This window comes from Rhodococcus sp. NPDC057297, assembly GCF_042667435.1.
Classification (GTDB): Bacteria; Actinomycetota; Actinomycetes; order Mycobacteriales; family Mycobacteriaceae; genus Rhodococcoides.
This window is the reverse complement of sequence record NZ_JBHUZE010000002.1, coordinates 519,495-541,271: the sequence shown is the minus strand read 5'-3', so window position 1 is coordinate 541,271 and position 21,777 is coordinate 519,495. Positions and strand designations below refer to the sequence as shown.

21 protein-coding genes are annotated in these 21,777 nt (G+C 61.7%); 10 read left to right on the top strand and 11 right to left on the bottom strand.

Annotation, left to right across the window (positions count from 1 at the left end):
- The first annotated feature begins 110 nt into the window (after positions 1–110).
- The 3 genes from ACFULT_RS08465 (at position 111) to ACFULT_RS08455 (ending at position 2,478) form a co-directional block, all read left to right on the top strand.
- Positions 111–776, top strand: a complete 666-nt coding sequence (locus ACFULT_RS08465) for a BON domain-containing protein (protein WP_170945234.1) — start codon at positions 111–113, stop codon at positions 774–776.
- Positions 777–847: 71 nt separating this feature from the next.
- Positions 848–1,366, top strand: coding sequence for a flavodoxin domain-containing protein (locus tag ACFULT_RS08460; protein WP_378481212.1), 519 nt, complete (start codon positions 848–850; stop codon positions 1,364–1,366).
- Positions 1,367–1,572: 206 nt separating this feature from the next.
- Positions 1,573–2,478 (top strand): universal stress protein, encoded by a 906-nt coding sequence (locus ACFULT_RS08455; RefSeq protein WP_378481211.1) that lies wholly within the window; start codon positions 1,573–1,575, stop codon positions 2,476–2,478.
- A gap of 68 nt (positions 2,479–2,546) precedes the next feature.
- On the opposite strand, the gene ACFULT_RS08450 is transcribed toward ACFULT_RS08455, so the two are convergent.
- Together ACFULT_RS08450 and ACFULT_RS08445 are read right to left on the bottom strand one after the other, a co-directional pair.
- A complete protein-coding gene (locus ACFULT_RS08450) occupies positions 2,547–3,437 on the bottom strand; it encodes a universal stress protein (RefSeq protein ID WP_378481210.1) in 891 nt (296 codons plus the stop codon).
- 169 nt (positions 3,438–3,606) lie between these two features.
- Positions 3,607–4,626, bottom strand: coding sequence for an Acg family FMN-binding oxidoreductase (locus ACFULT_RS08445; RefSeq protein WP_052059584.1), 1,020 nt, complete (start codon positions 4,624–4,626; stop codon positions 3,607–3,609).
- Between the two features lie 184 nt (positions 4,627–4,810).
- On the opposite strand from ACFULT_RS08445, the gene ACFULT_RS08440 reads away from it, so the two are divergent.
- Positions 4,811–5,446: a response regulator transcription factor gene (locus ACFULT_RS08440; protein WP_037113915.1), complete on the top strand. Its 636-nt coding sequence runs from the start codon at positions 4,811–4,813 to the stop codon at positions 5,444–5,446.
- Positions 5,447–5,491: 45 nt separating this feature from the next.
- Complete coding sequence (locus ACFULT_RS08435) at positions 5,492–7,231, top strand: GAF domain-containing protein (RefSeq protein ID WP_378481209.1); 1,740 nt, start codon at positions 5,492–5,494, stop codon at positions 7,229–7,231.
- A gap of 95 nt (positions 7,232–7,326) precedes the next feature.
- On the opposite strand, the gene ACFULT_RS08430 is transcribed toward ACFULT_RS08435, so the two are convergent.
- The 8 genes from ACFULT_RS08430 to ACFULT_RS08395 all read right to left on the bottom strand — a co-directional run bounded on the left by ACFULT_RS08430 (position 7,327) and on the right by ACFULT_RS08395 (position 17,054).
- Complete coding sequence (locus tag ACFULT_RS08430) at positions 7,327–8,256, bottom strand: LysR substrate-binding domain-containing protein (RefSeq protein WP_378481208.1); 930 nt, start codon at positions 8,254–8,256, stop codon at positions 7,327–7,329.
- Between the two features lie 83 nt (positions 8,257–8,339).
- Entirely contained in the window at positions 8,340–10,046 is a 1,707-nt protein-coding gene (locus ACFULT_RS08425) for a CocE/NonD family hydrolase (protein WP_378481207.1), read from the bottom strand.
- Positions 10,047–10,096: 50 nt separating this feature from the next.
- Entirely contained in the window at positions 10,097–10,963 is an 867-nt protein-coding gene (locus ACFULT_RS08420; RefSeq protein WP_378481206.1) for an EthD domain-containing protein, read from the bottom strand.
- A 415-nt stretch (positions 10,964–11,378) separates the two neighbouring features.
- Positions 11,379–12,248: an NAD(P)-dependent oxidoreductase gene (locus ACFULT_RS08415; RefSeq protein WP_052059587.1), complete on the bottom strand. Its 870-nt coding sequence runs from the start codon at positions 12,246–12,248 to the stop codon at positions 11,379–11,381.
- On the bottom strand, positions 12,245–13,957 hold the full coding sequence (locus ACFULT_RS08410) for a dihydroxy-acid dehydratase (protein ID WP_378481205.1): 1,713 nt from the start codon (positions 13,955–13,957) through the stop codon (positions 12,245–12,247). Before ACFULT_RS08410 ends, ACFULT_RS08415 begins: the two co-directional genes overlap by 4 nt.
- 103 nt (positions 13,958–14,060) lie before the next feature.
- Complete coding sequence (locus ACFULT_RS08405) at positions 14,061–15,464, bottom strand: MFS transporter (RefSeq protein WP_378481204.1); 1,404 nt, start codon at positions 15,462–15,464, stop codon at positions 14,061–14,063.
- A 31-nt stretch (positions 15,465–15,495) separates the two neighbouring features.
- Positions 15,496–16,266 carry a hydroxypyruvate isomerase family protein gene (locus ACFULT_RS08400; protein ID WP_378481203.1) on the bottom strand — a complete coding sequence of 257 codons (771 nt, stop codon included), beginning with the start codon at positions 16,264–16,266 and terminating at the stop codon, positions 15,496–15,498.
- 74 nt (positions 16,267–16,340) lie between these two features.
- Entirely contained in the window at positions 16,341–17,054 is a 714-nt protein-coding gene (locus ACFULT_RS08395) for an SDR family NAD(P)-dependent oxidoreductase (protein WP_378481202.1), read from the bottom strand.
- Positions 17,055–17,349: 295 nt separating this feature from the next.
- Here ACFULT_RS08395 and ACFULT_RS08390 point away from each other — a divergent pair, with 295 nt between their 5' ends.
- A complete protein-coding gene (locus ACFULT_RS08390) occupies positions 17,350–18,036 on the top strand; it encodes a GntR family transcriptional regulator (RefSeq protein ID WP_080733119.1) in 687 nt (228 codons plus the stop codon).
- A 146-nt stretch (positions 18,037–18,182) separates the two neighbouring features.
- On the opposite strand, the gene ACFULT_RS08385 is transcribed toward ACFULT_RS08390, so the two are convergent.
- A complete protein-coding gene (locus ACFULT_RS08385; RefSeq protein WP_378481201.1) occupies positions 18,183–19,232 on the bottom strand; it encodes an aldo/keto reductase in 1,050 nt (349 codons plus the stop codon).
- A gap of 97 nt (positions 19,233–19,329) precedes the next feature.
- Here ACFULT_RS08385 and ACFULT_RS08380 point away from each other — a divergent pair, with 97 nt between their 5' ends.
- The 4 genes from ACFULT_RS08380 (at position 19,330) to ACFULT_RS08365 (ending at position 21,735) form a co-directional block, all read left to right on the top strand.
- Complete coding sequence (locus tag ACFULT_RS08380) at positions 19,330–19,923, top strand: TetR/AcrR family transcriptional regulator (protein WP_378481200.1); 594 nt, start codon at positions 19,330–19,332, stop codon at positions 19,921–19,923.
- 65 nt (positions 19,924–19,988) lie between these two features.
- A complete protein-coding gene (locus tag ACFULT_RS08375) occupies positions 19,989–20,393 on the top strand; it encodes a VOC family protein (RefSeq protein WP_037113806.1) in 405 nt (134 codons plus the stop codon).
- Positions 20,390–20,668, top strand: a complete 279-nt coding sequence (locus tag ACFULT_RS08370) for a helix-turn-helix domain-containing protein (RefSeq protein WP_037113808.1) — start codon at positions 20,390–20,392, stop codon at positions 20,666–20,668. The genes ACFULT_RS08375 and ACFULT_RS08370 overlap by 4 nt, the downstream gene beginning before the upstream one ends.
- Before the next feature lie 161 nt (positions 20,669–20,829).
- Positions 20,830–21,735: an alpha/beta hydrolase gene (locus ACFULT_RS08365; protein WP_037113809.1), complete on the top strand. Its 906-nt coding sequence runs from the start codon at positions 20,830–20,832 to the stop codon at positions 21,733–21,735.
- Positions 21,736–21,777: the final 42 nt, after the last annotated feature.

Sequence of the window (21,777 nt, the reverse complement as noted above, 5' to 3'; positions counted from 1 at the left end):
CCGGCGGCCGCGGCGAGGGTCGAAAGCTTCTCGACAGCAGGGCCGACGAGAGGACCGACAGAGGACCAACGACTCTGTGTAACCGCACGTCGGTGCTCGATGCTGACTCCATGACCACAACAAGGACGAGCGACGCCGAGCTCGAGGATCGTATACAGCTGGAACTCAAGTGGGCGCCCGGCCTGGACAAAACACTCATCGAGATCGCTGTCGCCGACGGCAGTGTCACGCTCACCGGTAGCGTTGTGGACTTCTCTCAGATCGGAATTGCCGAACACGCGACCTGGAAAGTGCCGGGGGTGGTTGCGGTGGCACAGGACATCGGAATCATGAACGACAGCATTCCGGTCAGCGATACCGACATCGCGCACAATCTGGCGGTAGCGCTCGGCAAAGTCCAGGAAATCCCCGCCGGTGCAGTGCACTCCACCGTCACGCGCGGATGCGTGTTCCTCGGTGGCGTCGTCGCATGGGACTTTCAGTCCGCCGCGGCAGAACGCGCGGCAGCATCCGTGCCCGGTGTACGGCGGGTGCGCAACTCCATCGAGGTGAGTCCGTCGGCAGCGGCGGAGCACATCGGTCGCCACATCGAAGCAGAGCTCGAGCACGACATGGCCGACGAGATGCACCGCATCTCTATCTCGGCCGACGGCGCGGGTCATGTCGTGCTCGCGGGAACAGCTCGGTCCGTCGCCGAATGCAACGCAATCGGACGCGCGGCGCGGCGCGCAGCCGGCGTCGAGACAGTCCGAAACCTCGTTCGAGTGGTGACTTGAACCGCTCGGCTTCGATCACGCCCGGAACCGTCCGTCCATGCACACCCTTTCGAAGAAAGCAGCACACCGACATGCGAATCTTGATTGCCACCGCGAGCCGCCATGGATCCACTCGACAGATCGCCCAATGGATCTCGTTGTCGTTGACGAAGGCGCTCGCCCGGTCCGACCTGGAAACTGACATCGATGTGCGTGATGTCGCCGACGTCGACAGCATCGCAGAATACGATGCCGTGATCATCGGCAGCGCGGTCTACATGGGGCGATGGTTGCGAAACGCGCGCAAGCTGGTCGCCCGCGAGCAGGCCGAGCTCGAGACGAGACCCGTCTGGTTGTTTTCGAGTGGTCCGATCGGCGCACGCGGGTCCTCCGAGCCACACTCATCATGGGACGAGGCGTCCTGGGCCGAGGAGCACCGAGTGTTCGGGGGAAAGCTCGACCTGTCGACGCTCTCGGTCCGCGAGCGTCTCGTCGTCCGGCTCATCCGCGCACGCGACGGCGACGACCGCTCGCGCGACGATGTCGAGGCCTGGGCCCGCGAAATCGGTGCACGACTTGCCGCCTCGACCCCTACGGCAACAGTCACGTGAAGGCTACGCCGCACGATGGTGTGCGGGTGGTGCTGGAGGTTCGGCTCCGGGGTGGGCCGCCGGCATCGTCGCGGCACTTGCGAGGAGCCGGGTCACCCTGACGGCAGGCACAGGGCCGAAAGTCCTCTGCAAACGGGACATTCACCGACCACTCGTGCGCAGAAGAGCCCTGTCGACGAGTCCGGGTCGGCGCAAAGATCGAACCCATGACGCAACCGGAAACCACACACCCGAACACGATCGTCGTCGGAGTCGACGACTCGGCTTCATCCCGGGTCGCGGTCAGATGGGCCGCCGCCTACGCCGATGCAAGTGGGAGCACGCTGGTCTTGATGCACGCCGGGGTGGCATCGGGGACCTCGCTTTCCGATGCGGTCAATCTTCGCAGCGGGCGTACGTCGAGCGCGCGAGCGCACGCTCGATCGACCCTGGCCACGGCCAGAGTCGTCGCGCAGTCGGTTGCTCACACGTCTCTCGAGATCGACACGGTGCTCGAAGCCGACCGTCCGGCTCAGGCCCTGGCCGAACTGGCGTCGACAGTGCGAATGATCGTGCTGGGTTCCCACACCCGAGGTCTCTTCGCGCGGGCGGTGTTCGGTTCGGTCAGTGCAGCTGTCGCCTCGACCGCACGGTGCCCGATCGTGGTAGTTCCCGAACGCTTCACACCGAGCGACAGTGCGGGCGGAGCATCGGTCGTCGTCGGAGTCGACCATTCGCCACACGATGATGCGGTGCTCGAGGCCGCGTTCGATCAAGCTGCGTGCCTGCACACCAGAGTCCATGTCGTGCACGCGTGCGACGGGCCGGATGCCGGCGCGGTGTTCAGCGAAATTGTCGAGCGCGCACCACATCACGATCCCATCACGGCCGCCAAGAGATGGCTCGACGAACGCGTCGAGCCCTGGGCTCGGAGATACCCGCCTGTGCAGGTGTCGACGTCCGTGGTCGAGGACATTCCGTCGCATGCCTTGCTCGGTTGCGCCGGACACGCCCAGTTGATCGTGGTCGGGGCCCGAAACCGGGGAGTTTTACCTCCCCTGGTGATGGGCTCGACGAGCCGCGCCGTCCTCCATCATTCGGTGATCCCGACGATGATAGTGCCCGCTACCTGACGCCGCGAGCCGACGGACGCGCCCCTTGGCGCGCGCGTCGGCTCGTCCGAATGGTTCAGGTGCGGTGACTACTCACCGGTCCGGCAAATCAGAACCGGACACCGCCCGTGGTGTGTGAGATTGCTGCTTGTCGACCCCAGCACGAGTCGTGCAACACCGCGCCGTCCGTGACTACCGACTACGACCAGCTGACACGTCGCGGACAGATCGGTCAATACCCGAGCAGCGCCGCCTTGCCGAACCACGTGTTCGACCACTACGTCGGGATACTTGTCCGACCACCCGGCAAGGCTCTCGGCCAGAACGGCTCGTTCTTCCAGTTCCATTGCGGGCCAGTCGATCAGACCGGGAAGCGTGACGCCCCCAGTACGGGACACTGCATCCCAGGCGTGCACAGCGACCAGTGGCACACCGAGGTGGGATGCGAAGTCGAAGGCGAACTCGACGGCAACTTCGCTGGTTGCGCTGCCGTCGACCCCGACCGCTACGGGTTGTTCGGATCGGTCACCGGTGTCGGAATCGCGCCACACCACAACAGGACAATGGGACTCGTCTGCAACGACTCTCGCTGTGCTCCCCAGCAAGATCGACGTCAACAATCCGGATCCGGAACTGCCGACCACGATCAAACGCGACGTATGTGAGAGGGCAACGAGCATGTCGGCAGCCGGCGCCGTGTCGACTCCGGTACTGACGGCCAAGTCCGGATAACTCTCTCCGATGGCTGCAGCCAAGGCGGCCACGGTGCCCTCGGCTGTGCGCCGCTGCTGCTGCCACACATCGGCTGGAATCACCACCGCGGAGTCGGCCATGTAGAACGTCGGGTCCTGGACGGCGCTGACAATGTGGAGTGGCGAGTTCAGGTGCACGGCCGCGGTCGCCGCCCACTGCGCGGCGCGCGTACTGTGTGCCGAGCCGTCCACTCCCACGACTACTCGCTGGTGATTGGCAAGAATCATGAACACTCCTCGTGTCGAGTGCGGGGAGAGGCTCGTCTGTCCCTGAGCCTTGCCCGCTCCGAATCGCATCCCGGCTTGGGTGCGGGTTCCATTCCACGTCGACAACGCCGTTGCTGCACAGAGCACTTGGTCCTCGGCGGCAGGGGCTCTGGTCCCGCGCCGACAGGGATCACCTCGACGCGGGCCGATCGCGACCGGACGGGTACGCGTTCTCTGTGGTCAGAATGGCGGACAGTTGCAATCGCGGAGTAGGTCTCGGTGCATGCCCCGCAGGTGCTGCACCGAGTCGAACGAGTACCTGCGGAACCCCGCTGTCCGGAGCCAATGACTCGACCAGAGCACGACTACCGGACTGTTCGGTCATGTGAGTGAGGGGGCAGGTAGCCAACCCGCCGACCGTCGCTTCCAACAGAATCGACGACAGCACCTGCCCGCAGTGCATCCAATCGAGCAGATGATCTGTTGGAGTACTGAGTAGGACAACGGTCGATTCATCGAGTACATCAGCCCCGGGTGCCCGATTCCGGACGTCGTGCGGCGCCGGAAAGCTACGACCGACAGCCACATTCGTCGTTTCCGATCGATCGGCCAATGCACGGTCCGGGATACCTGTACCGGCGAACGAATGGCCCGCCCACCAACGAAGTTCGGCCTGGTAGGTGGCGTCGTACCTCCGCACTCCTGCGCTGGACATCGACGCCTCGGCAAGGGTTCGGCGTGACTGTGGCGTCAGGACGGAAACCGTCGTTCCGCGCTGGGAGGCGTCGGCGCGTGCGGCCGCACCGATGACCAGGCTGTCGGATGCTCGAGTGAACGGTCGTCGATCGGAATGCCGCCTGTTGATGGCACTCAACAGGTCGAACTCGTGCGATTGTGGATGCGCGCCGTGCACGAATCGAATGCGGGCGAGGTGATCAGGTCGACCAGGGATCGGAAGCTCGAGAACGTCCGCGGACCAGCGAAAGGTGACCGCAGCTTTCCGGAGATGGTCGAGCGCCGCTCCGCAACTGATCACAAGTTGCCGTCCGGTGGGATCGATCGTGTCGAGCAATCTGGATCGGTCCGTATGAAGGTCGAGGTAGCCGTCCCGGTAACTCCACTTCCAGGGTTGACTGTTGTGTACCGAGGGCGCCCGGCAGGCCAGCTCCACCATCATCTGCACCACCGACGAATCCGGATGAGAGAACATCGAAATACCCCTTGTCTGCGGACCCCACAGTGCGCGTGGCCGTCAACGCTGTCGAGGCTCAGTCTCGGCGTTCGGCGGAGCGATTCGGCAGTGCCGATCGTCCTCGAATCGAGGGGCTTTGTGCCACGCGGTCCACCAGTTGTCGACAGTAAGCTTGCGGGACCGAGCACAGGAAGGAGCCGTCGTGATCACTGTTTTCCTTGTCGACGACCACGAAATAGTACGACGCGGCCTCATCGACCTCATCGACTCCGACCCGGAGTTGACCGTCGTCGGCGAAGCAGGAACTGTCAGCAACGCGTTGGCACGTATCCCGGCTCTCCGACCGGACGTCGCTGTGCTCGACGTGCAATTGCCGGACGGTAACGGGATCGAGCTCTGCCGCGAACTGACATCGGTCGTACCCGAGCTTCGTTCTTTGATGCTCACGTCCTACACCGAGGACCAGGCGATGCTCGACGCCATCCTGGCCGGCGCCAGCGGGTACATCGTCAAAGACATCAAGGGAATGGACCTGACGGCTGCCATCAAGGACGTCGGTCACGGGAAGTCCCTACTCGACAATCGCGCGGCAGCAGTACTGATGGACAAATTGCGCGCATCGCAGGAGGTGGCGTTACCTGGCCCGCTTGCGGCGTTGACCGACCAGGAACGGGCGCTGCTCGCTCTGCTCGGCGAGGGTCTGACCAACCGTCAGATCGCCGCGCGAATGTTCCTGGCGGAGAAGACCGTCAAGAATTATGTCTCCCGCCTTCTCGCCAAACTCGGGATGGAGCGACGTACACAGGCGGCGGTGTACGCGTCCAAACTGGACACATAGCGGCATGAAGCGACATCCGAGGGTCGTGACGCGCATACTGTCCGCGTGGTCGGAAACCCGTACGACACCGGGCACAATTACACCGGTGAATTGAAAGGCACGCTGTCGCAGCTGCGCCTGCGCGAGTTGCTGGGCGAAGTTCAGGAGCGCATAGGCAAAATCGTCGACGCCCGAGAACAACTCGACGGCCTGCTGCATGCAATGCTCGTCGTCTCCAAAGGGCTCGATCTGGAACATACGTTGCGGACGATCGTCGTGGCGGCAACCGAACTCGTCGATGCCCGGTACGGAGCATTGGGGGTACGTGGCCACAATCATGAACTGAGTGCCTTCATCTTTCATGGAATCGACGAGGAAAGCGCCGCCCGTATCGGTCCGCTGCCCACCGGCGGTGGTGTTCTCGGCCTGCTCATCGACGAACCCCGCGCAATCCGTCTCGACCACCTCTCCGATCACCCGTCCTCGATCGGTTTTCCTCCCGGCCACCCACCGATGAACTCGTTTCTCGGCGCCCCGATTCGTGTGCGCAACGAAGTGTTCGGCAACATCTACCTCACAGAGAAGAACAACGGGCACTCGTTCACCGACGACGACGAGGCAGTCATCCAGGCCCTGGCGTCCGCGGCGGGCGTCGCCATCGAGAACGCGCGTCTGTACGACGAGGCTCGCACCCGTCAATCGTGGCTCGAAGCCACCCGCGACATCGCCACCGAACTACTCGGCGGTACCGACGCCGACGTGGGCCTGCAAACCGTCGCAGACAAAGCCCGGGAGCTGACGGACGCCGACCTCGCCTTCATCGCGACACCCAGCGACCCGGACGCGTCCCCGGAGAACGTCACCGAACTCTTGATCGGGATCGCCTCCGGTCCCCCGGCGGATCACCCGGACAACATCCTGGGCAGCACGCTGCCGGTCTACGGATCGACATCGGGTACGGCGTTCCGCAGCCGTGCACCCCTGCGAGTCGACCGACTCGAGTACAACGCCACAGCAGCCACGCAGGCCGCGTACGGCCCCGCACTCATCTCGCCTCTGCAGGCGTCGCATCGAGTCGCCGGAGTGCTGGTCGTACTGCGCCGGTCCAACCGAATCCCCTTCGACGACGATCAACTCGATTTGGTCTCTGCGTTCGCAGATCAAGCCGCGGTCGCTGTTCGGATGGCCACCGACGCACGGAGGTTGCGCGAACTGGACGTTTTGGCCGAACGCGACCGCATCGCCCGAGACCTTCACGATCGGGTCATCCAGAGAATTTTCGCCGCCGGACTGTCACTGCAGAGCACCGTGCAACGGACAACCGACCCCGAACTTCGGACACGCCTGTCCACGACGATCGACGATCTGCAGGACACGGTCCACGACATCCGGTCGGCCATTTTCGACCTTCAGACCCCAGACGCCACTCTGGGGTTGCGGCGGCAGATCAACGACGTCGTCGAGGAAATGACAGCCGGCACCGACCTGCGAACATCGGTACGCGTCACCGGCCCACTTTCCGCCGTCGACTCGACCCTCGCCACACACGCGCTGGCCGTCCTACGCGAGGCCATCAGCAACTGCGTCCGTCACGCCGACGCCCGAAATCTCGTCATCGCATTCGACGTCGCGGACGACCTCAGAATGGAGATCACCGACGACGGTGTCGGCATCCCGGACGGAGCAGCGACGAGCGGTCTGAAGAACATGCTGTCACGCGCAGTCGACAACGACGGCAGCATGACGACCGGACCCGCGAATGCAGCGGGCGGAACGAAACTCAGATGGTCAGTGCCGCTGCCCTGATCAGGTGCGAATCGCCGTCAGGGCACTCAGTTGCCGCCGCTGACCCATGATGAAGTGGTAGCCACCGTGACTGGTGTGAGAACTGGACAGCCATCTCAGTCCGCCTCTCCTCCGGTCCCGGTAATACGAAGCCGCTTCGCGATGGTCCCCGCGGTATCGACGAACTCCGAAATCAGAGTCGTCGCTCCACGATCGGCAGACCAGCACATGATGAATGGGCACGTGGGAATGTCGTGTACCACGATCGTGGCGACACCGGTGTGAGTGATCGAGTGAGCAACTGTTGCAGGGATAAGGTAGACCCCACGCGAGTTGGCGACCGCGGCCAGTGCCTCGTCGATGTCTCGAACCTTCTGTCCGACTTTGGGTACTACGCCATCCGGCCGAGGATCCACGATTGCCCAACGAGCGAATTCACGGTCTCGGGTCATGGGCTGAAGGAAGGTTTGGTCAGCGCACTGCCTGATCGAGATCCTCGATTCCGCAGATTCAGCAGCGACGGCGAGGGGGTTTGCGCTGTGCACCAGTAGTTCTCGCTCGTCCTGCCAGAGTGTCTCGGTGTCGATCCCGGTCTCGGCGAACGGGCCCCAGACGAAAGCGATGTCCACCTCACCGTCGGTCAGGCTGCTGTTCACCGAGTCTCGATCGATGTGGTGAAATTCGACGTCGCTGTCCTTGATTCGCCGGGCCACCTCGGTGAGGATCGGGCCCATGACCTCGGGGGGTGCGATGTTGACGAAGCCGATCCGAAGTACGTTGCGCGCACTGGTCTTTGCCCATGCCGAGATTCGATTGTGGACGGTGATGGCCTGACGTGCCATCACCAACAACTCGGCGCCCTTCGGCGTCAAACGAACGGTACGAGAGGTCCGTGTGAACAGCTCCAGATGCAGCTGCTTCTCCAACCGACCGATCTGCCTGCTCAGCGCCGGGGCCGAGGTGTACAACCGATCGGCTGCTCGGCCGAAATGAAGTTCTTCGGCGAGGACGATGAAGCTGCGCAACGCCGACACGCTGGGTTCCATTTCCACTCCCCGATCGGTTGACTGGTCGGAAACGATACCCGTTCCCGACCAGTCGACTACCGGGCCGGTCGACGCGTGACCTGCTAGCCGGTCACGACCGGAATGAGCAGGTGGCTGTCGAAGTCACCGCCACTGTGGAGAATGTGATTACCCACGTTGTTCAGTGGGCCGAAAACGATTTCGAACGGCCCACTGTACGAGCGGATAGCGCTACCTTTGACGATAACTCTCAATGTCTCACCCGGTTCGAACAGGACGCTGTTGGGCCAGATCTCGACGTCGACAGGCACGATCTCGTTCAGCGAGAGCCACTTCCTGGTCTCGTGCTTGTGCACAGGCCGTGACTCGGTCGACTTCGTCTCGTCGAGTTCTCGATGCGACACACGAAGCCAGCCGAACCCCAGTGGGCCGTCGTCGTACATCTGTGAGTAGGTGTACGGGATTCGTGTCCCGGAGGCATCCAGCTTCTCGACTCCGACGAAGAGGTCCAGGTCGTTCGTTGCGTCCGAAGACACCCACAACCGCAGCTTGGCATTGCCGGTGATCTCGGTCTTGGTGTCGAAGGTGAAATCGAAGCACGCGGCCTTCTCGACGTCGGTCGAGTCGTAACTCACCGAACTCACGGCATCGGAGCGCTCGGGGGAAAGCGATTGGTTGTCCGTATCGATCCACAGCTTCCGGTATTCGGTCGCAGCGGGAGGCCATTGATCGTCCTCGACGAACGTCCAGTCGGTACCGCGAGTGCGCAGCGCACGACGGACCCGAGGCCACGACGATACGTCGTTCTCGATGCCCTTCAGGAATCGATCGAAGAACGACTTCTGCTTGGCGACCGACTCTTCCTCGTAGAATCCCTGCCATTCTTTGTCACCGCGCAGTTCGAGGAACTTGTCCGTCGACGAAATACCCTGCCACGCTTCGATGACCCCGCGCGAGTGCAGATTGTTGGTGAACTCCGACACCGTGTAAGTCGGCACCTCGACCTTTGCCCAGTCCGCTACGCGGACCTTCCAGTAATCGTCGAATGTCGGGTGATCCCTGATGCCTGCTTCCATATCTTCGACCACGCCTGTTCCGGATCCGGTGAGGATCATCCAGTTGTGGATGAACGGCATCGCAGGTATCCCGCCTTTGAGATAGGCCTCGCGGTAGCAATCGGAGGACGCATCCCAGGGGAGGATCGCGGCGAGGTGCGGAGGCTGAGTCGCCGCGACGGACCACGCAGTCATCGCGTAGTAGGAGACTCCTCCCCAACCGATCTTGCCATTGGACCAGTCGCGATCGGCGAACCATTCGACAATGTCGTGACCGACCAGAGCCTCTTCCGGTGTGAAGAACGTGGCTTTGCCCTCGGAATACCAATTCCCCTTGGCGTCGACGAGGGCGATCGCGTACCCGTAGCCCGTCCAGCGGAGCGGATCGAACTGTTCGAACGTGGTGAATTCGGACAGGGTCTCGAACGGGATATCACTGCCTGCGAAGGCTTCTCGAAGCGGAATGTGCGGATGCTTTCCGAATGGTGCGTACCCGATGACGACGGGAACGTCGACGGCACCCTTGGGCCGGAAGACATCGGCGTACACGGTCAGCCCGCCGCGGACGGGAATGGCGACGTTGCGCTCGATGAGCATGTCGGGGTGGTCCTCGACATGCGTTTCCGGGCCGGGGTGGGGGACGAAACCGGGAGGCTGGAAGTCGACCGGATGGATGGCGGGCCGGAACACGCGTCCCAGTTGCTTGTCCACCTCCGAATTCGGCGCGGTGTCGGTGTCGATCTGAATGTCGGTCATGCATGGCTTTCTTGTTCGGCGCGCACTGGTGCGAAATACAGGTGGCTTGTCTATCGACGCGGGGCGGCAGCCTTGACTGTCCGCCACTGATCGTTGGGTGGTTCGGCCGCGACAAGTCGCGATTCGAAACTCGCTGGGTCGAGGATCGAGGGCACCGGTGCCCCGGGAAGGGTCTGGTCCCAGACGACTCGTTCGGTGACAACCATGGCAAAACTCTTGTCGCGGTCGATGTATCCCTCGCCGTACCCGAGCACTTCTTCACGAAGGCTGTCGTCGCGGGACAGCGTCGCAAGTGAATCGAGATCGTCGAACCAGAGTTCTTCGATGCCCGCGTATGTCTGTACGCCGCCTGCTTCGAACAGTGATCCTGCGAACAACGATGCATCGAGAGGCAGCTGCGGGTTCTGGACGTATCGACGGACCAGATCGCGGTCTTTCGTAGTGGCTGTCAGGAGTTTCGACGCATAATCGTCGCGCCAGAAGCGAACGAAATCCTCCTGGCTCACCTCGTCGCGCTTGTACACGAAGTTCACCAATTTGACGCCGCCTCGTCCGGTGAACGGGTCGGGCTGATCGTGGAGAATCTCACCGGAAGTAAGTTCGATGACGAACGTCGTGTCCCCGAACGCGTGCCCGAACATGCGGCGCGGATAGTCCTCGCCTGCGAAAATCTCGGTGAGGCTTTCGATGCTGTCCACCCAGTGGTCCGAGAGTGCTTCCCTGTCGGGCGAAATTCGGTAGATCGACATGTCCGCAGTGGTGTTCTCGATTACGCGGTGCTGGATGTACCGCTTGAACTTTTCCATCACGACGGGCGTGGTGACCATCAGAGACGGGTGGATGACCCCCCACTCGTAGTCGAATTGCTCGGAGGTCATGCCGAGCCGCGGCCGCGCAGCAAGCCAGAATTTGATCACTGTTGCCAATCTTTCGTCGGGAGAGTGGATGCGTCGTGGAGTGAGCCTTCAAGGCTGGGTTCGGTCGCGACGGCATGTGATCCAAGTCTCTTGGACAAGGTGCGCGTTGTCCATGCCTGTTTCGGCCCGGATCGTTTACATCGTGTAAACGATCCGGAGGGCCCGCAGTCTGAGGCGCCAGGGACAGTCACTACCGGAGACCGGAGGGCGAAGCCGTGCCGCCGAGTCCGTCGGCCACTGCATGCACGAGTCCTGCCAGATGGACAGGCCGGTGAAAGCCGCGGTGTCCAACACCCGGAAATTCGCGGTAGCGCTATGGTGCCGTCTACAAGTGGCGCTCGTCGAAACAGAGCCGGTGCGCAGCGGGCAGCGTATGCACGCGTCTTCGATCGGCTCCCACGTCTTGAAGATCGGTTCAGGACTCTGCGACGAGCTCGACCATCGCCGCTGGATCGCGCAGCTCGTACCCAGCATCCTTCGCATGATCGAACCGACCTCGGGCAGCCTTGTACGTGTGGGGATCGAGGTGTTGCCCCCGCAACATCGCAGCGATGACCGATTGGACTTCGATCATTCCCTGAATGGTCACGCCGGTGTCGGTCGTATCGTTGTCGGCGAGTTGCGTCAAACCGCGCACCAGCATCGTGCTGCTGGCCCATCCGCTACTCAACACCGACAGGCTTTCCTCCATCGGCATTTTCAGCTTCCTCAACAGTGCTGCGGCTTCGGCGGCCGCGGCCATGTGTGTCGTCACCAGAAGTTGATTGACGAGCTTGAGATGCAGGCCCCGCCCGCTCGTGCCGACATGATGTATCGATCCGAGATAGCTTCGCATCACGGGATCGACGACGGCCAACGCGTCGAGATTGCCGCCTGCCATGCCGGTCAGCGACCCGGCCATTGCACCTGCGGGCCCTCCCGTTACCGGCACATCGAGGAACTCGCACGAAGACTTCTTCGCAATGGTCGATACTTGCTCGGCCAGCGACGGATCGAAGGTTCCATGCTCGACGAATGTCGAACCTGCCGAGGCATGATCGAGCAGTCCGCCGGGACCGAGGTACGTGTCTTCTACCGCTCTCGTGTCTCGAAGGCAGCTGAAAACCAGGCTGCAGGACGATGCGACCTCTTCGAGACTTTCCGCCCAGCAGCCTCCAGCGTCGAGCGACGTCTGGGCGTTCGCTTTCGTCCGGTTGTGTACGACGACTCGGTGACCGCATTCGAGCAGCCTGTCGATCATCGCGGTACCCATCGCGCCCGTACCGACGAAACCTACCTGTGTCATCGCTCGATCTCCGAATCGTCTGAGAAGTCTCCACGCAAGAAGTCGAAGTCACAGCCTGAATCCGGCTGCAGAGCGTGCTTTTCGAACATCCACCCATATCCCCGGGTTGCGCGGCTGCGATGAATTTCCGGTGTCCGTCGATTGAACAGAGACTCGTCCACGAGGACGTCGATCCTCTGGTTCGGAATATCGAGTTCGATCAGATCTCCGTCCCGTAGGTACGCGAGAGGGCCACCGATCGCCGACTCCGGCGCAACATGGAGTACGACGCACCCCGTTGCCGTTCCACTCATACGCGCATCCGTGATGCGCAGCATGTCTGTCACGCCCTGCCGGGCAAGTTTGGCAGGAATGGGGATATGTCCCACCTCGGGCATTCCTGGCGCGCCGATGATTCCGACCCCTCGCAGCACCAGTGCGCTGTCGGCATCGACGTCGAGATCGTCGGAATCGATACGTTCGTTGAGGTCTGCTACGCCCTCGAAAATTACCACCTTCCTGCGCATCACCGAGCCGTCCAAGTCGTCGGATACCTTCAGAACCGCCCCTGCAGGAGCGAGGTTTCCACTCAGAATGCGGAGGGCGCCTTTCGGTTTCGTACCTGCTTCCGGCCTCGACAGAGCCCCGTTCTTCTCTCCGATTTCACTGGAATCGATGTGCTCACGCCAGGATCGGCCCGTCACCGTCGGAGTTGTCAGGTCCACGACATCGGCTATCGTCCGCATGACTGCGGGAACGCCTCCGGCCTTGTCCAAATCGGACAGGAGATGAGGTCCCAGCGGCCGGACGCGTGCGACGTTCGGTGTGGTGTTGGCCCACCTCTGCAGCGCATCGACGCCCAGCGTGATTCCGGCCCGCCCTGCGATCGCTTCCAGATGAATCACGGCGTTTGCCGAACCCCCGAGTGCACACACCATTCGAAAACAGTTCTCGAGCGCGCTTCTGGTAATCAAACTTCTGGGCCGAACACCACGTGCAACCACATCGACGATGGTTCGGCCAGTGCTTTCGGCGAGCGCAAGTCGTTCCACAGAGGTTGCGCCAGGCAATGCGCTGCCAGGCAATGCGAATCCGAGGACCTCGGCGATCGCAGCCATCGTGATCGCAGTCCCCAGCACATTGCAGGTACCTACACTGACGCTGAACGCGCCTTCCAGCTGTTTCCACTCGGCATCGGTGACCTCCCCGAGTCGCCTCCGGTCGATCGCATCCCATACATCATCGGTCGTCAGAGGTGCCTTCTTCCAGCACGACACTTCCCGCGGTCCAGCCGTGACCATGGCGGCCGGCTTGTCCGCGCTGACTGCTCCCATGATTTGCGCTGGGACCGTCTTGTCGCATCCGCCCAGCAAGACCACGCCATCGATCGGGGCCGTGGCGATTGCTTCTTCGACGTCCATCGACATCAAGTTGCGGAGGTACATCGAGGTCGGTCGCGTGTAGGGCTCGGAGATCGAGATCGTAGGAAACTCCAGGGCCAATCCCCCGGACGCCTCGATTCCACGTTTCACCGCAGCCGAGATGTCACGCAGACCGGCGTTGCATGGATTCAGCTCGCTCCAACTGGAACAGATGCCGATCACCGGGTTCCGCCGCACATCGCCTTCGCTCAACCCGCGCCCCCTTTGAAATGCTCTGTGCAAGAACCCGTCCGGTCCTTCATCGGAGAAGAGCGCTCCACCTGCCTGCTTCAGATCCCGCTGCGACATACTGCCCGAACCATCCTTACCCGTGTGTTTGCGCACCGAGACCCACGAGTGCACCCAGTGCGACAGAAATGCCCCGTCGCCGAATTACCGCCGTACTTCACGATCAACGATCGGCGACAGGATCCGAAGCAGTCGGGGCTGCATCCGTCACCTCGACTCCGCGAACGAATGCGTCGTTCTCCGCCTCGGATTTCTGGACGAGTGCCAGCGCAGCGATCAACGTCAATACGCACGAGAGGAACATGTAGCCGGATACAGCCAGCGAAGTACCGGTTTCCCTGACCAACCATGCTGCAATCAGCGGCGCGAACCCACCGCCCAGAACAGCACCGATCGAGTACGCCAGCGATGCACCGCTGTACCTGATGGCGACTGGAAACATCTCCGCGTAGGCGGCTGCCTGGGGCGCATACGTCAATCCCAGGCCCACCGACAGACCGGCGACGGCCAGGATCATGAGTCCGACGTTCGCAGTGTCGAGGAGGAAGAAGAACGGAAACGACCACACTCCGAGCGCTATGGCTCCGACGATGTAGGTCTTGCGTCGACCGACCCTGTCGGAGAACTTGGCGCCGACCACGGTGGAAATTCCCCACACGACGGCACCCACGATGCCGATGGACAGCATGGTCGTACTCGCGAGACCGAGCGTCTTGGTTCCGTAGGAGTTGATGAAGCCGATCAGAATGTACCCGTTCATGTTGCAAGCAATGAAGAGGCCGACTCCGATGACGAGTTCACGTCGGTGCGTGCGAAGCAAGACCGAAAGAGGTGCTTTCGTATCGCTCTTACGCTTCTTCATCTCGGCGAAGACCGGGCTTTCCGATACACGTGACCGGACGTAGAACCCGATGACGATCAATACCGAGCTGAGAAGGAAAGGAATACGCCAGCCCCAGTCCTCGAACTGTTCATCGGTGGTGAAGGCCGAGATGATCAGGAACACTCCGGTAGCAAGCACCAGGCCCAAGGGAGTTCCCAACTGCGGTGCGGATCCGTAGTAACCCCGTTTTCCCGCAGGCGCATGCTCCACGGCCATCAGTGCCGCTCCGCCCCATTCTCCGCCTGCGGACAGCCCCTGAAGCAATCGCAGGACGACTAGTAGAATCGGGGCGGTTATACCGATGCTTGCGTACGTCGGCAGCAAGCCGACGCCGATCGTGGAAACGCCCATCAGCAACAGGGTGATGACCAGCATCGCCTTGCGCCCCACGCGATCTCCGAGGTGTCCGGCGGCGATGCCACCGAGCGGCCGTGCAAGGAAGCTCACGCCGATCGTCGCGAGAGACGCGAGCACTGCTGTCGATGAACTCAACCCGCTGAAGAACAGGTCGCCGAAGACCAACCCTGCGGCTGACGCATAAATGAAGAAGTCGTACCACTCGACTGTTGTGCCGATCAAACTTGCGCGGGCCGCGCGGACCAACTCGGTGTTCTCGGTGGAACCGTGCGCCAGCGCCGCTCGGGATCTATCGCCGGCAAGCTCGCTCGATGAAGTGTCGGACACGATGTGCTCCTGTTCTCGGATTGCGTAAGGGTCAGGATTTCCACGCTTGATCGAAACGATCGAGCGCATCCTCGGTGGTCGTGGAGGGACTGAATTCGAGACCGATCCAGCCCGTATAAGTAGAATTGTCGATCGCTCGGCGGCACTCGCTCCAAGCAATCGTGCCGCTACCGGGTTCGTGCCTTCCTGGAAAGTCGGCAAGTTGGACATGTTTGGTCATCGACTGCGCGTCGACGAAGACTCGCTCGATCGAATCCTCCTCCGTCTGCGCCAAATGGTAGAAGTCGAAGAGGAGATGGAGAGATTCCGGACTGCCCGCAGCCTGCATGAGTGTTCGCGCATCCCTGACCGTTCTCGTGAGATAAGTCGGCCGATCTTCACTGAGGGGTTCGATCACCATATCGACACCCGACCCGTCGATACGCTCGGCAGCTTCGGCGAGATTGCGTGCTGCAGTTTCGAGCTGTCGGGCTTGGGAATAGGCCGCGAGACGATTACCGACAAGCGTATTTATGGTGGTACAGCCGACCCTGCGAGCAAACTCGACAGCTGTGTCCAGTTTGTTCTGCCACCATTCTGTCGCGTCAGGATTTGCTAACTGGCCGTGAGCACCCGCCGGCCCAGGATCGACATTGAGGATCGAAACATGCAGTCCGAGTTCCTCTACTTTAGTCGCGACTACGGCGTGATCTTCCCACGGCCAGAACTCGATTGCCTCGAATCCACGGTCTCGCGCCGCGTGAAAACGCTCAGCGAAGGGCAGTTCCTGCCACAGCAAGGATAGATTCGGACTTGTTTTCATCGAGCTTGTCTCCGTGGTTCGAGAAAAGAGAGTTTTCTTTCGCGTAGATCGAAATTCGTTGCCCCGCCGAGGCCTTACAACAGCTGAAGGCCGCCGGCCACAGGAATAATCGCTCCCGTTACATAACTCATCTTCAACAAGCCGATTACCGCGTCTGCAACATCACTCGGCTGCCCCAATCTCCCAGCCGGCGACTGCTCCACCACGTATTTGCGAAGGTCCTCCCAGTCGTGGGTGAGGGGTGTGTCGATGTAGCCAGGGGCGACTGCGTTCACGCGAACTGCCGGCCCGAACGCCTTTGCGAGCAACTTGGTGAGATGGACTACCCCAGCCTTGCTGACGGCGTAAGGGATGGAACTGCCCATCGGTTCGACACCTGCCAACGATGCGTTGTTCACTATCTGACCGGATGATCGTTGAAGGTGCGGAATAGCAGCCTTGCAAACATTCCACACACCCGTCAGGTTGACGTTCAGGCGCTGCCAGAGTTCGTCGGTCACGCTGTCGAGATCGTCGTGCGCGACCGGCACCGCTATGCCTGCATTGTTGACGACAAGGTCTATCGAACCGAACTGCGCCTCCGCGACATCGATCAACCCGGCCGCCTGGGCAAAATCGCTCAAATCGGCGTCGTGGTAGATCGAACCGGGAAGGTTGGCTGCGAGCGCACTGCCCGCGTCGGTCGACTCGAAGCCGTTCAGCACCACATTCCAGTCGTCACCGTGAAGCCTGGTCGCGATCTCCGCGCCGATACCGCTCGAGGAACCCGTGACTATCGCGGTTTGCATCTCCTGCGCACCTCTTTCTCTCGGCCGACATGTGGACGACGAGCAGCCGGCAAGCGGGCGGAACCATCACTGCCCTTCGAGGAGCCCTGATGAACCCAACCCCAGCTCGAGGCCTTCGACGCCCTGCGGTCCGCGCATCTGAGCCGACCGCCTCATGAGCAATATCTGTAAGATATCAGCGATATATGATGAGGGCAAGATCACTTTTCAGCGCGGTTGAGATGCTTCACACCACGGCTGACGACGGCCGGTTCGCAGCCAGTGACTGATATGGTCACGCCATCGAAGGAGGGACATGGGCAACCCAAAAGTGCTGCCAGGACCACGTCTGCAGGCGTCGGCACGGGCCACGTCGCTGACAGACCAGGTGTACCTGCACCTGAAAGAAGAGATCCTGTTGGCCACCCGTGCGCCGGACACCCTGCTCATAGAGACCGAACTCGCCGAGTCGTACGGAGTCTCGAAGACTCCGATACGCGAGGCACTTCGTCTACTCGTCCGCGATGGGCTCGTTACCGTGTTGCCGCGAAAGGGCTATCTCGTTCGAGCCGTCAAACTCGGTGATACGAGGGAAATTTTCAGTTTGCGGTCGATGATCGAGCCCCGCCTCGCAGCCGACGCCACTCGCAACGCCGGCACCCGAGAGTTGGACGGACTTGCGCAGCTTCTCGACACCCAGCGGACGGAACGTAACCTGGAGGAGTCACTGACGGCCGCACGTCGCTTCCACCTCGAGATAGCCGATATGGCGAGAAACCGCCGGGCAGAATTGATCCTCCACGGACTGCTGGACGAAGTCAGAAGATTGCACCATCTGATGCCCAACATCGAAAGCCACATCTGGTCGGACGAGGAAATCGACGCCCACGAAGCAATACTCGGCGCAATGCGCGCATCGGACGCCGATCTCGCCTACTCGCTGATGGAGAAACACCTCGACGAGGTACACCACACCATGATGTCCTCGCTGAGCGCTACCTGAACCGACCACTGCGTCGTCGGCTCCGAACATCGGTCGTCACCGCACCCGACGCAATCGAACCCTCGATGCACCTGTGGCACATACCATCTGCGAGCGGCGCCGCAGAATGCATCGATGCCGGGGACCGCAAGCGTCCCGCGGCCGACCTATCGAGCAGTGGCGAATTGAGGGAGGCGATCCATGATCGCTTGCATCTCAGCGTCGTCGGACACGCCCTGGAAATCGTGACGGGGAGTGTAATGCGCTTGTAGACGGGCAATGTCGTCCCCGGTAAGTTCTATATCCAGTGAGGCGACCGCGTCGTCGATCTGCTCGATCCTGCTCGCTCCGACGATCGGAGCGGTGACCACCGGTTGGTGATGGAGCCACGAGAGGGCTATCTGGGCCCGCGAAACGCTCTGGCGGTCGGCAAGAACACCGACGGCATCGATGGTCGCCCGGTCCGAGTTCGACGTCGTCTCCGAGTACAGAACATCCGCGAATCCGTCGCTCTCGGCGCGAGCCGTGGCCTTGGCATCGTCGAACGGCCGTGCGAGCCGACCTCGCGCCAGCGGGCTCCACACGATCGTCCCGACGCCCTCGTCGAGGCACAGTGGGATCATCTCCCGCTCCTCTTCTCGCGCAATGAGGTTGTAGTGGTCCTGCATCGACACGAAGCGCGCCCAGCCGTGCGCACGCTGCATGTGCAAGGCTTTGGAGAACTCCCAGGCCGGCATCGACGACGCCCCGAGATATCTGACCTTCCCGCTTTTGACGAGATCATGCAGAGCCTCCAGGGTTTCTTCCAGAGGCGTCGAATGGTCGTTTCGATGTATCTGGTAGAGGTCGATATAGTCCACGCCGAGGCGCGTCAGGGAATGATCGACCTCGGCGAAGATGGCTTTGCGCGACAGCCCCTTGCCATTCGGGCCGGATCGCATGGGATGGCGAAGTTTGGTTGCGATCACCACGTCGTCGCGGTCGGCGAAGTCCCGAAGCGCCCGACCGAGGATTTCTTCGCTGGACCCCTGGGAGTACATGTTCGCCGTGTCGAAGAAGTTGATTCCCACTTCGACCGCATGCCGAATGAGCGGTCGCGCAGCTTCCTCGTCGAGCGACCAGACCGGATGACCTCGATGAGGTTCGCCGTAGGTCATGGCGCCGATCGCCAATTTCGAGACCTCGAGTCCTGTCCGACCGAGTTTGACGTACTGCATGGCTTGCTCCTGCTAGTTTGACTGTAGCGGAGAGTTCTCCGCTTGACATGAAGTTAGCGGAGAGTTCTCCGCTTCGCAAGAGCTGGGAGGCAGATCCATGGACGACGTGACCGCAGCAGGCCCCGCCAAGCAAGCGCGGCGCAGAGACGCCGCGCGAAACCGTGTCGCCATCCTCGAGGTCGCGCACGCGCTGCTCTCCGAGTCTCCGACAGTCTCGATGAACGAAATCGGCAAGAAGGCCGGAGTCGGCGCCGGCACGCTCTACCGGCACTTCCCCACCCGCGAGGATCTGATCCTGGCCGTGTATCGACACGACATTCGACGCCTCGTGGATTCCGTCGACGCCATGCTCGTCGAGCACGCTCCGATCGATGCGTTCAAGTACTGGTTCGACACACTGGCCGACTACATACGCGTCAAACATGGCCTCGGAGAGGCTCTTCACAGCGCCGCCATTCAGAATGCGATCGACGAGACCTATGCTCCGGTGGTCGATGCCGTTCGACTTCTGCTCGACGCCTGCGCGTCCTCGGGCGAATTTCGGCCAGACCTCGATCCAGCAGACGTTCTGCTCTTGATGGGGTTCCTGTGGCGGGTCGGTCCCACCGCAGATGGTCGCGACCAAGGCAGGCGTGTCACCGAAATGGTGCTGACGGGACTACGCGTCGGACCTGACAACGGAAACAAGTAGATATCGACAGAGCACCTTGACAGAGCACCTTGACAGGGCACTTGCATTTTGCAAGCGTTACTCGTATGAGCCTGTTCATCACATGCCCCGTCGACGATGTCGAGCGCGCCACCACCTTCTACACCGCCCTTGGCTGGACTCTCAACGCAGAGATGTCCGACCACAACGTCTCGTGCTTCGCGATCGCACCCGACCAATACGTCATGCTCGGCAGCCGCGAGATGTACGCGAGCGTCGGTGGAACCGAAGAGTTGATCGGAGGGCCCAGCACTCCTTCCAAAGTCACGGTCTCGTTCGACCTCGGCAGCCGCGAGGCGGTCGACGAACTCGTGGAGAAAGCTGCTGGAGCGGGTGGACGGATCGGTGACACCGACGACTATCCCTTCATGTACCAGCGCCAGTTCGACGACCCGGACGGCTATCATTACTCACCGTTCTGGATGAAGCCGGACATAGACACCCCTGCGTGAGCGACCTCGCCGCAGCCCTCGACGTCGTCGGAGCACGGTGGGCGCTGCTGATCGTGGAGCGATTGCTCGACGGGCCTCAGCGCTACGGCGATCTCCAACGCGAACTCGGGGCGCCCACGAACATGCTCGCAACCCGCCTACGCGAACTCGAAACAGCCGGAGTACTGACTCGACTACCCCTGCGCCACAACACACGTGCGTACGCTCTCACCGACCGCGGACATGCACTCCGCGAGGCGATCGTTGCGCTCGGACGATGGGCCGCCGACGAATAGGCGCTACATTTCTGCAGATCCGTGGTCATTCAGATGGTCCGCAAAACCGATCACGAACACTGGCATTCCGGTGCCAGTAGTTGGCGCTGTGACACAGGCCTTCGGCGACTGATTCCCTAGAAGATCTGGGAGTCAGATACTTTCAGGCCGAGGAGGATCACGTGGATCGTGAAGACATCGAATTCACAGCGCAGGGGACGACCCTGAGAGGCTGGTTCTATCCAGCCGCCGGTACCGGTGAAGGCCCGTGCGTGGTTTTGCAGCATGGGTTTGCTGCCGTAAAAGAGATGTGGCTCGACAAATACGCTGAAGTATTTCAACTCGCCGGGCTCAACGCGCTTGTTTACGACCACCCTGGATTCGGAGCTAGCGACGCCGTTGCGGGCACCCCGCGGCAGGAGGTCGATCCCTGGCAACAGATTCGGGGAGCCCAACATGCCATCACGTATGCGCAATCGCGAGACGAGGTCGACCCTGACCGCGTCGGCATCTGGGGATCGAGCTACGGAGGAGCTCACGCGATGGTGGTCTCCGCGATCGACCGTCGCGTTCGCGCTGTCGTAGCGCAAGTTCCGGCGATCTCGGGCTCCGAGACTTTTCGCCATCTGGTACGAATCGACAACTGGTCTTCGATGGAGACTGCTTTCGACGCCGAGCGGCGGGCCCGCTTCGATGGCGCCGAGGCGACCCTGATCCCTGTCGTCGACAAAGATCCGACGGCCATGTCGGCACTTCCCACCCCTGATTCGTACGAATGGTTCCAGGGAACAGCCGACTTGCGAGCCTCCGCGTGGCGCAACGAGATCACGCTGACATCGATGGAGTATTTCCGTGGATACGAACCAGCACTGTATATCCCGATGATCTCACCAACCCCACTGCTGATGATCGTGGCACCTCTGGACCGACTGGCAAGTGGGCAACTCGCGACCGAGGCGTACGAGAAGGCCTCGGCGCCGAAGAAGCTGACGCTCGTATCGGGCGGCCACTTCGACGCCTACACAGGACCTGGATTCGACACCACCGCGTTCGCCGCACGTGACTGGTTCGTCGAACACCTTTCCTGAACCCGACACACACATCGATTGTTCAGCGCTGGAGTGCAATTC

Excerpts from the sequence above, each read along its gene's own strand:
- ACFULT_RS08465 (WP_170945234.1), top strand. The coding sequence starts at position 111 with ATGACCACAACAAGGACGAGCGACGCCGAGCTCGAGGATCGTATACAG.
- ACFULT_RS08460 (WP_378481212.1), top strand. The coding sequence starts at position 848 with ATGCGAATCTTGATTGCCACCGCGAGCCGCCATGGATCCACTCGACAG.
- ACFULT_RS08455 (WP_378481211.1), top strand. The coding sequence starts at position 1,573 with ATGACGCAACCGGAAACCACACACCCGAACACGATCGTCGTCGGAGTC.
- ACFULT_RS08450 (WP_378481210.1), bottom strand. The coding sequence starts at position 3,437 with ATGATTCTTGCCAATCACCAGCGAGTAGTCGTGGGAGTGGACGGCTCG.
- ACFULT_RS08445 (WP_052059584.1), bottom strand. The coding sequence starts at position 4,626 with ATGTTCTCTCATCCGGATTCGTCGGTGGTGCAGATGATGGTGGAGCTG.
- ACFULT_RS08430 (WP_378481208.1), bottom strand. The coding sequence starts at position 8,256 with ATGGAACCCAGCGTGTCGGCGTTGCGCAGCTTCATCGTCCTCGCCGAA.
- ACFULT_RS08425 (WP_378481207.1), bottom strand. The coding sequence starts at position 10,046 with ATGACCGACATTCAGATCGACACCGACACCGCGCCGAATTCGGAGGTG.
- ACFULT_RS08415 (WP_052059587.1), bottom strand. The coding sequence starts at position 12,248 with ATGACACAGGTAGGTTTCGTCGGTACGGGCGCGATGGGTACCGCGATG.
- ACFULT_RS08410 (WP_378481205.1), bottom strand. The coding sequence starts at position 13,957 with ATGTCGCAGCGGGATCTGAAGCAGGCAGGTGGAGCGCTCTTCTCCGAT.
- ACFULT_RS08400 (WP_378481203.1), bottom strand. The coding sequence starts at position 16,266 with ATGAAAACAAGTCCGAATCTATCCTTGCTGTGGCAGGAACTGCCCTTC.
- ACFULT_RS08395 (WP_378481202.1), bottom strand. The coding sequence starts at position 17,054 with ATGCAAACCGCGATAGTCACGGGTTCCTCGAGCGGTATCGGCGCGGAG.
- ACFULT_RS08390 (WP_080733119.1), top strand. The coding sequence starts at position 17,350 with ATGGGCAACCCAAAAGTGCTGCCAGGACCACGTCTGCAGGCGTCGGCA.
- ACFULT_RS08385 (WP_378481201.1), bottom strand. The coding sequence starts at position 19,232 with ATGCAGTACGTCAAACTCGGTCGGACAGGACTCGAGGTCTCGAAATTG.
- ACFULT_RS08380 (WP_378481200.1), top strand. The coding sequence starts at position 19,330 with ATGGACGACGTGACCGCAGCAGGCCCCGCCAAGCAAGCGCGGCGCAGA.
- ACFULT_RS08375 (WP_037113806.1), top strand. The coding sequence starts at position 19,989 with ATGAGCCTGTTCATCACATGCCCCGTCGACGATGTCGAGCGCGCCACC.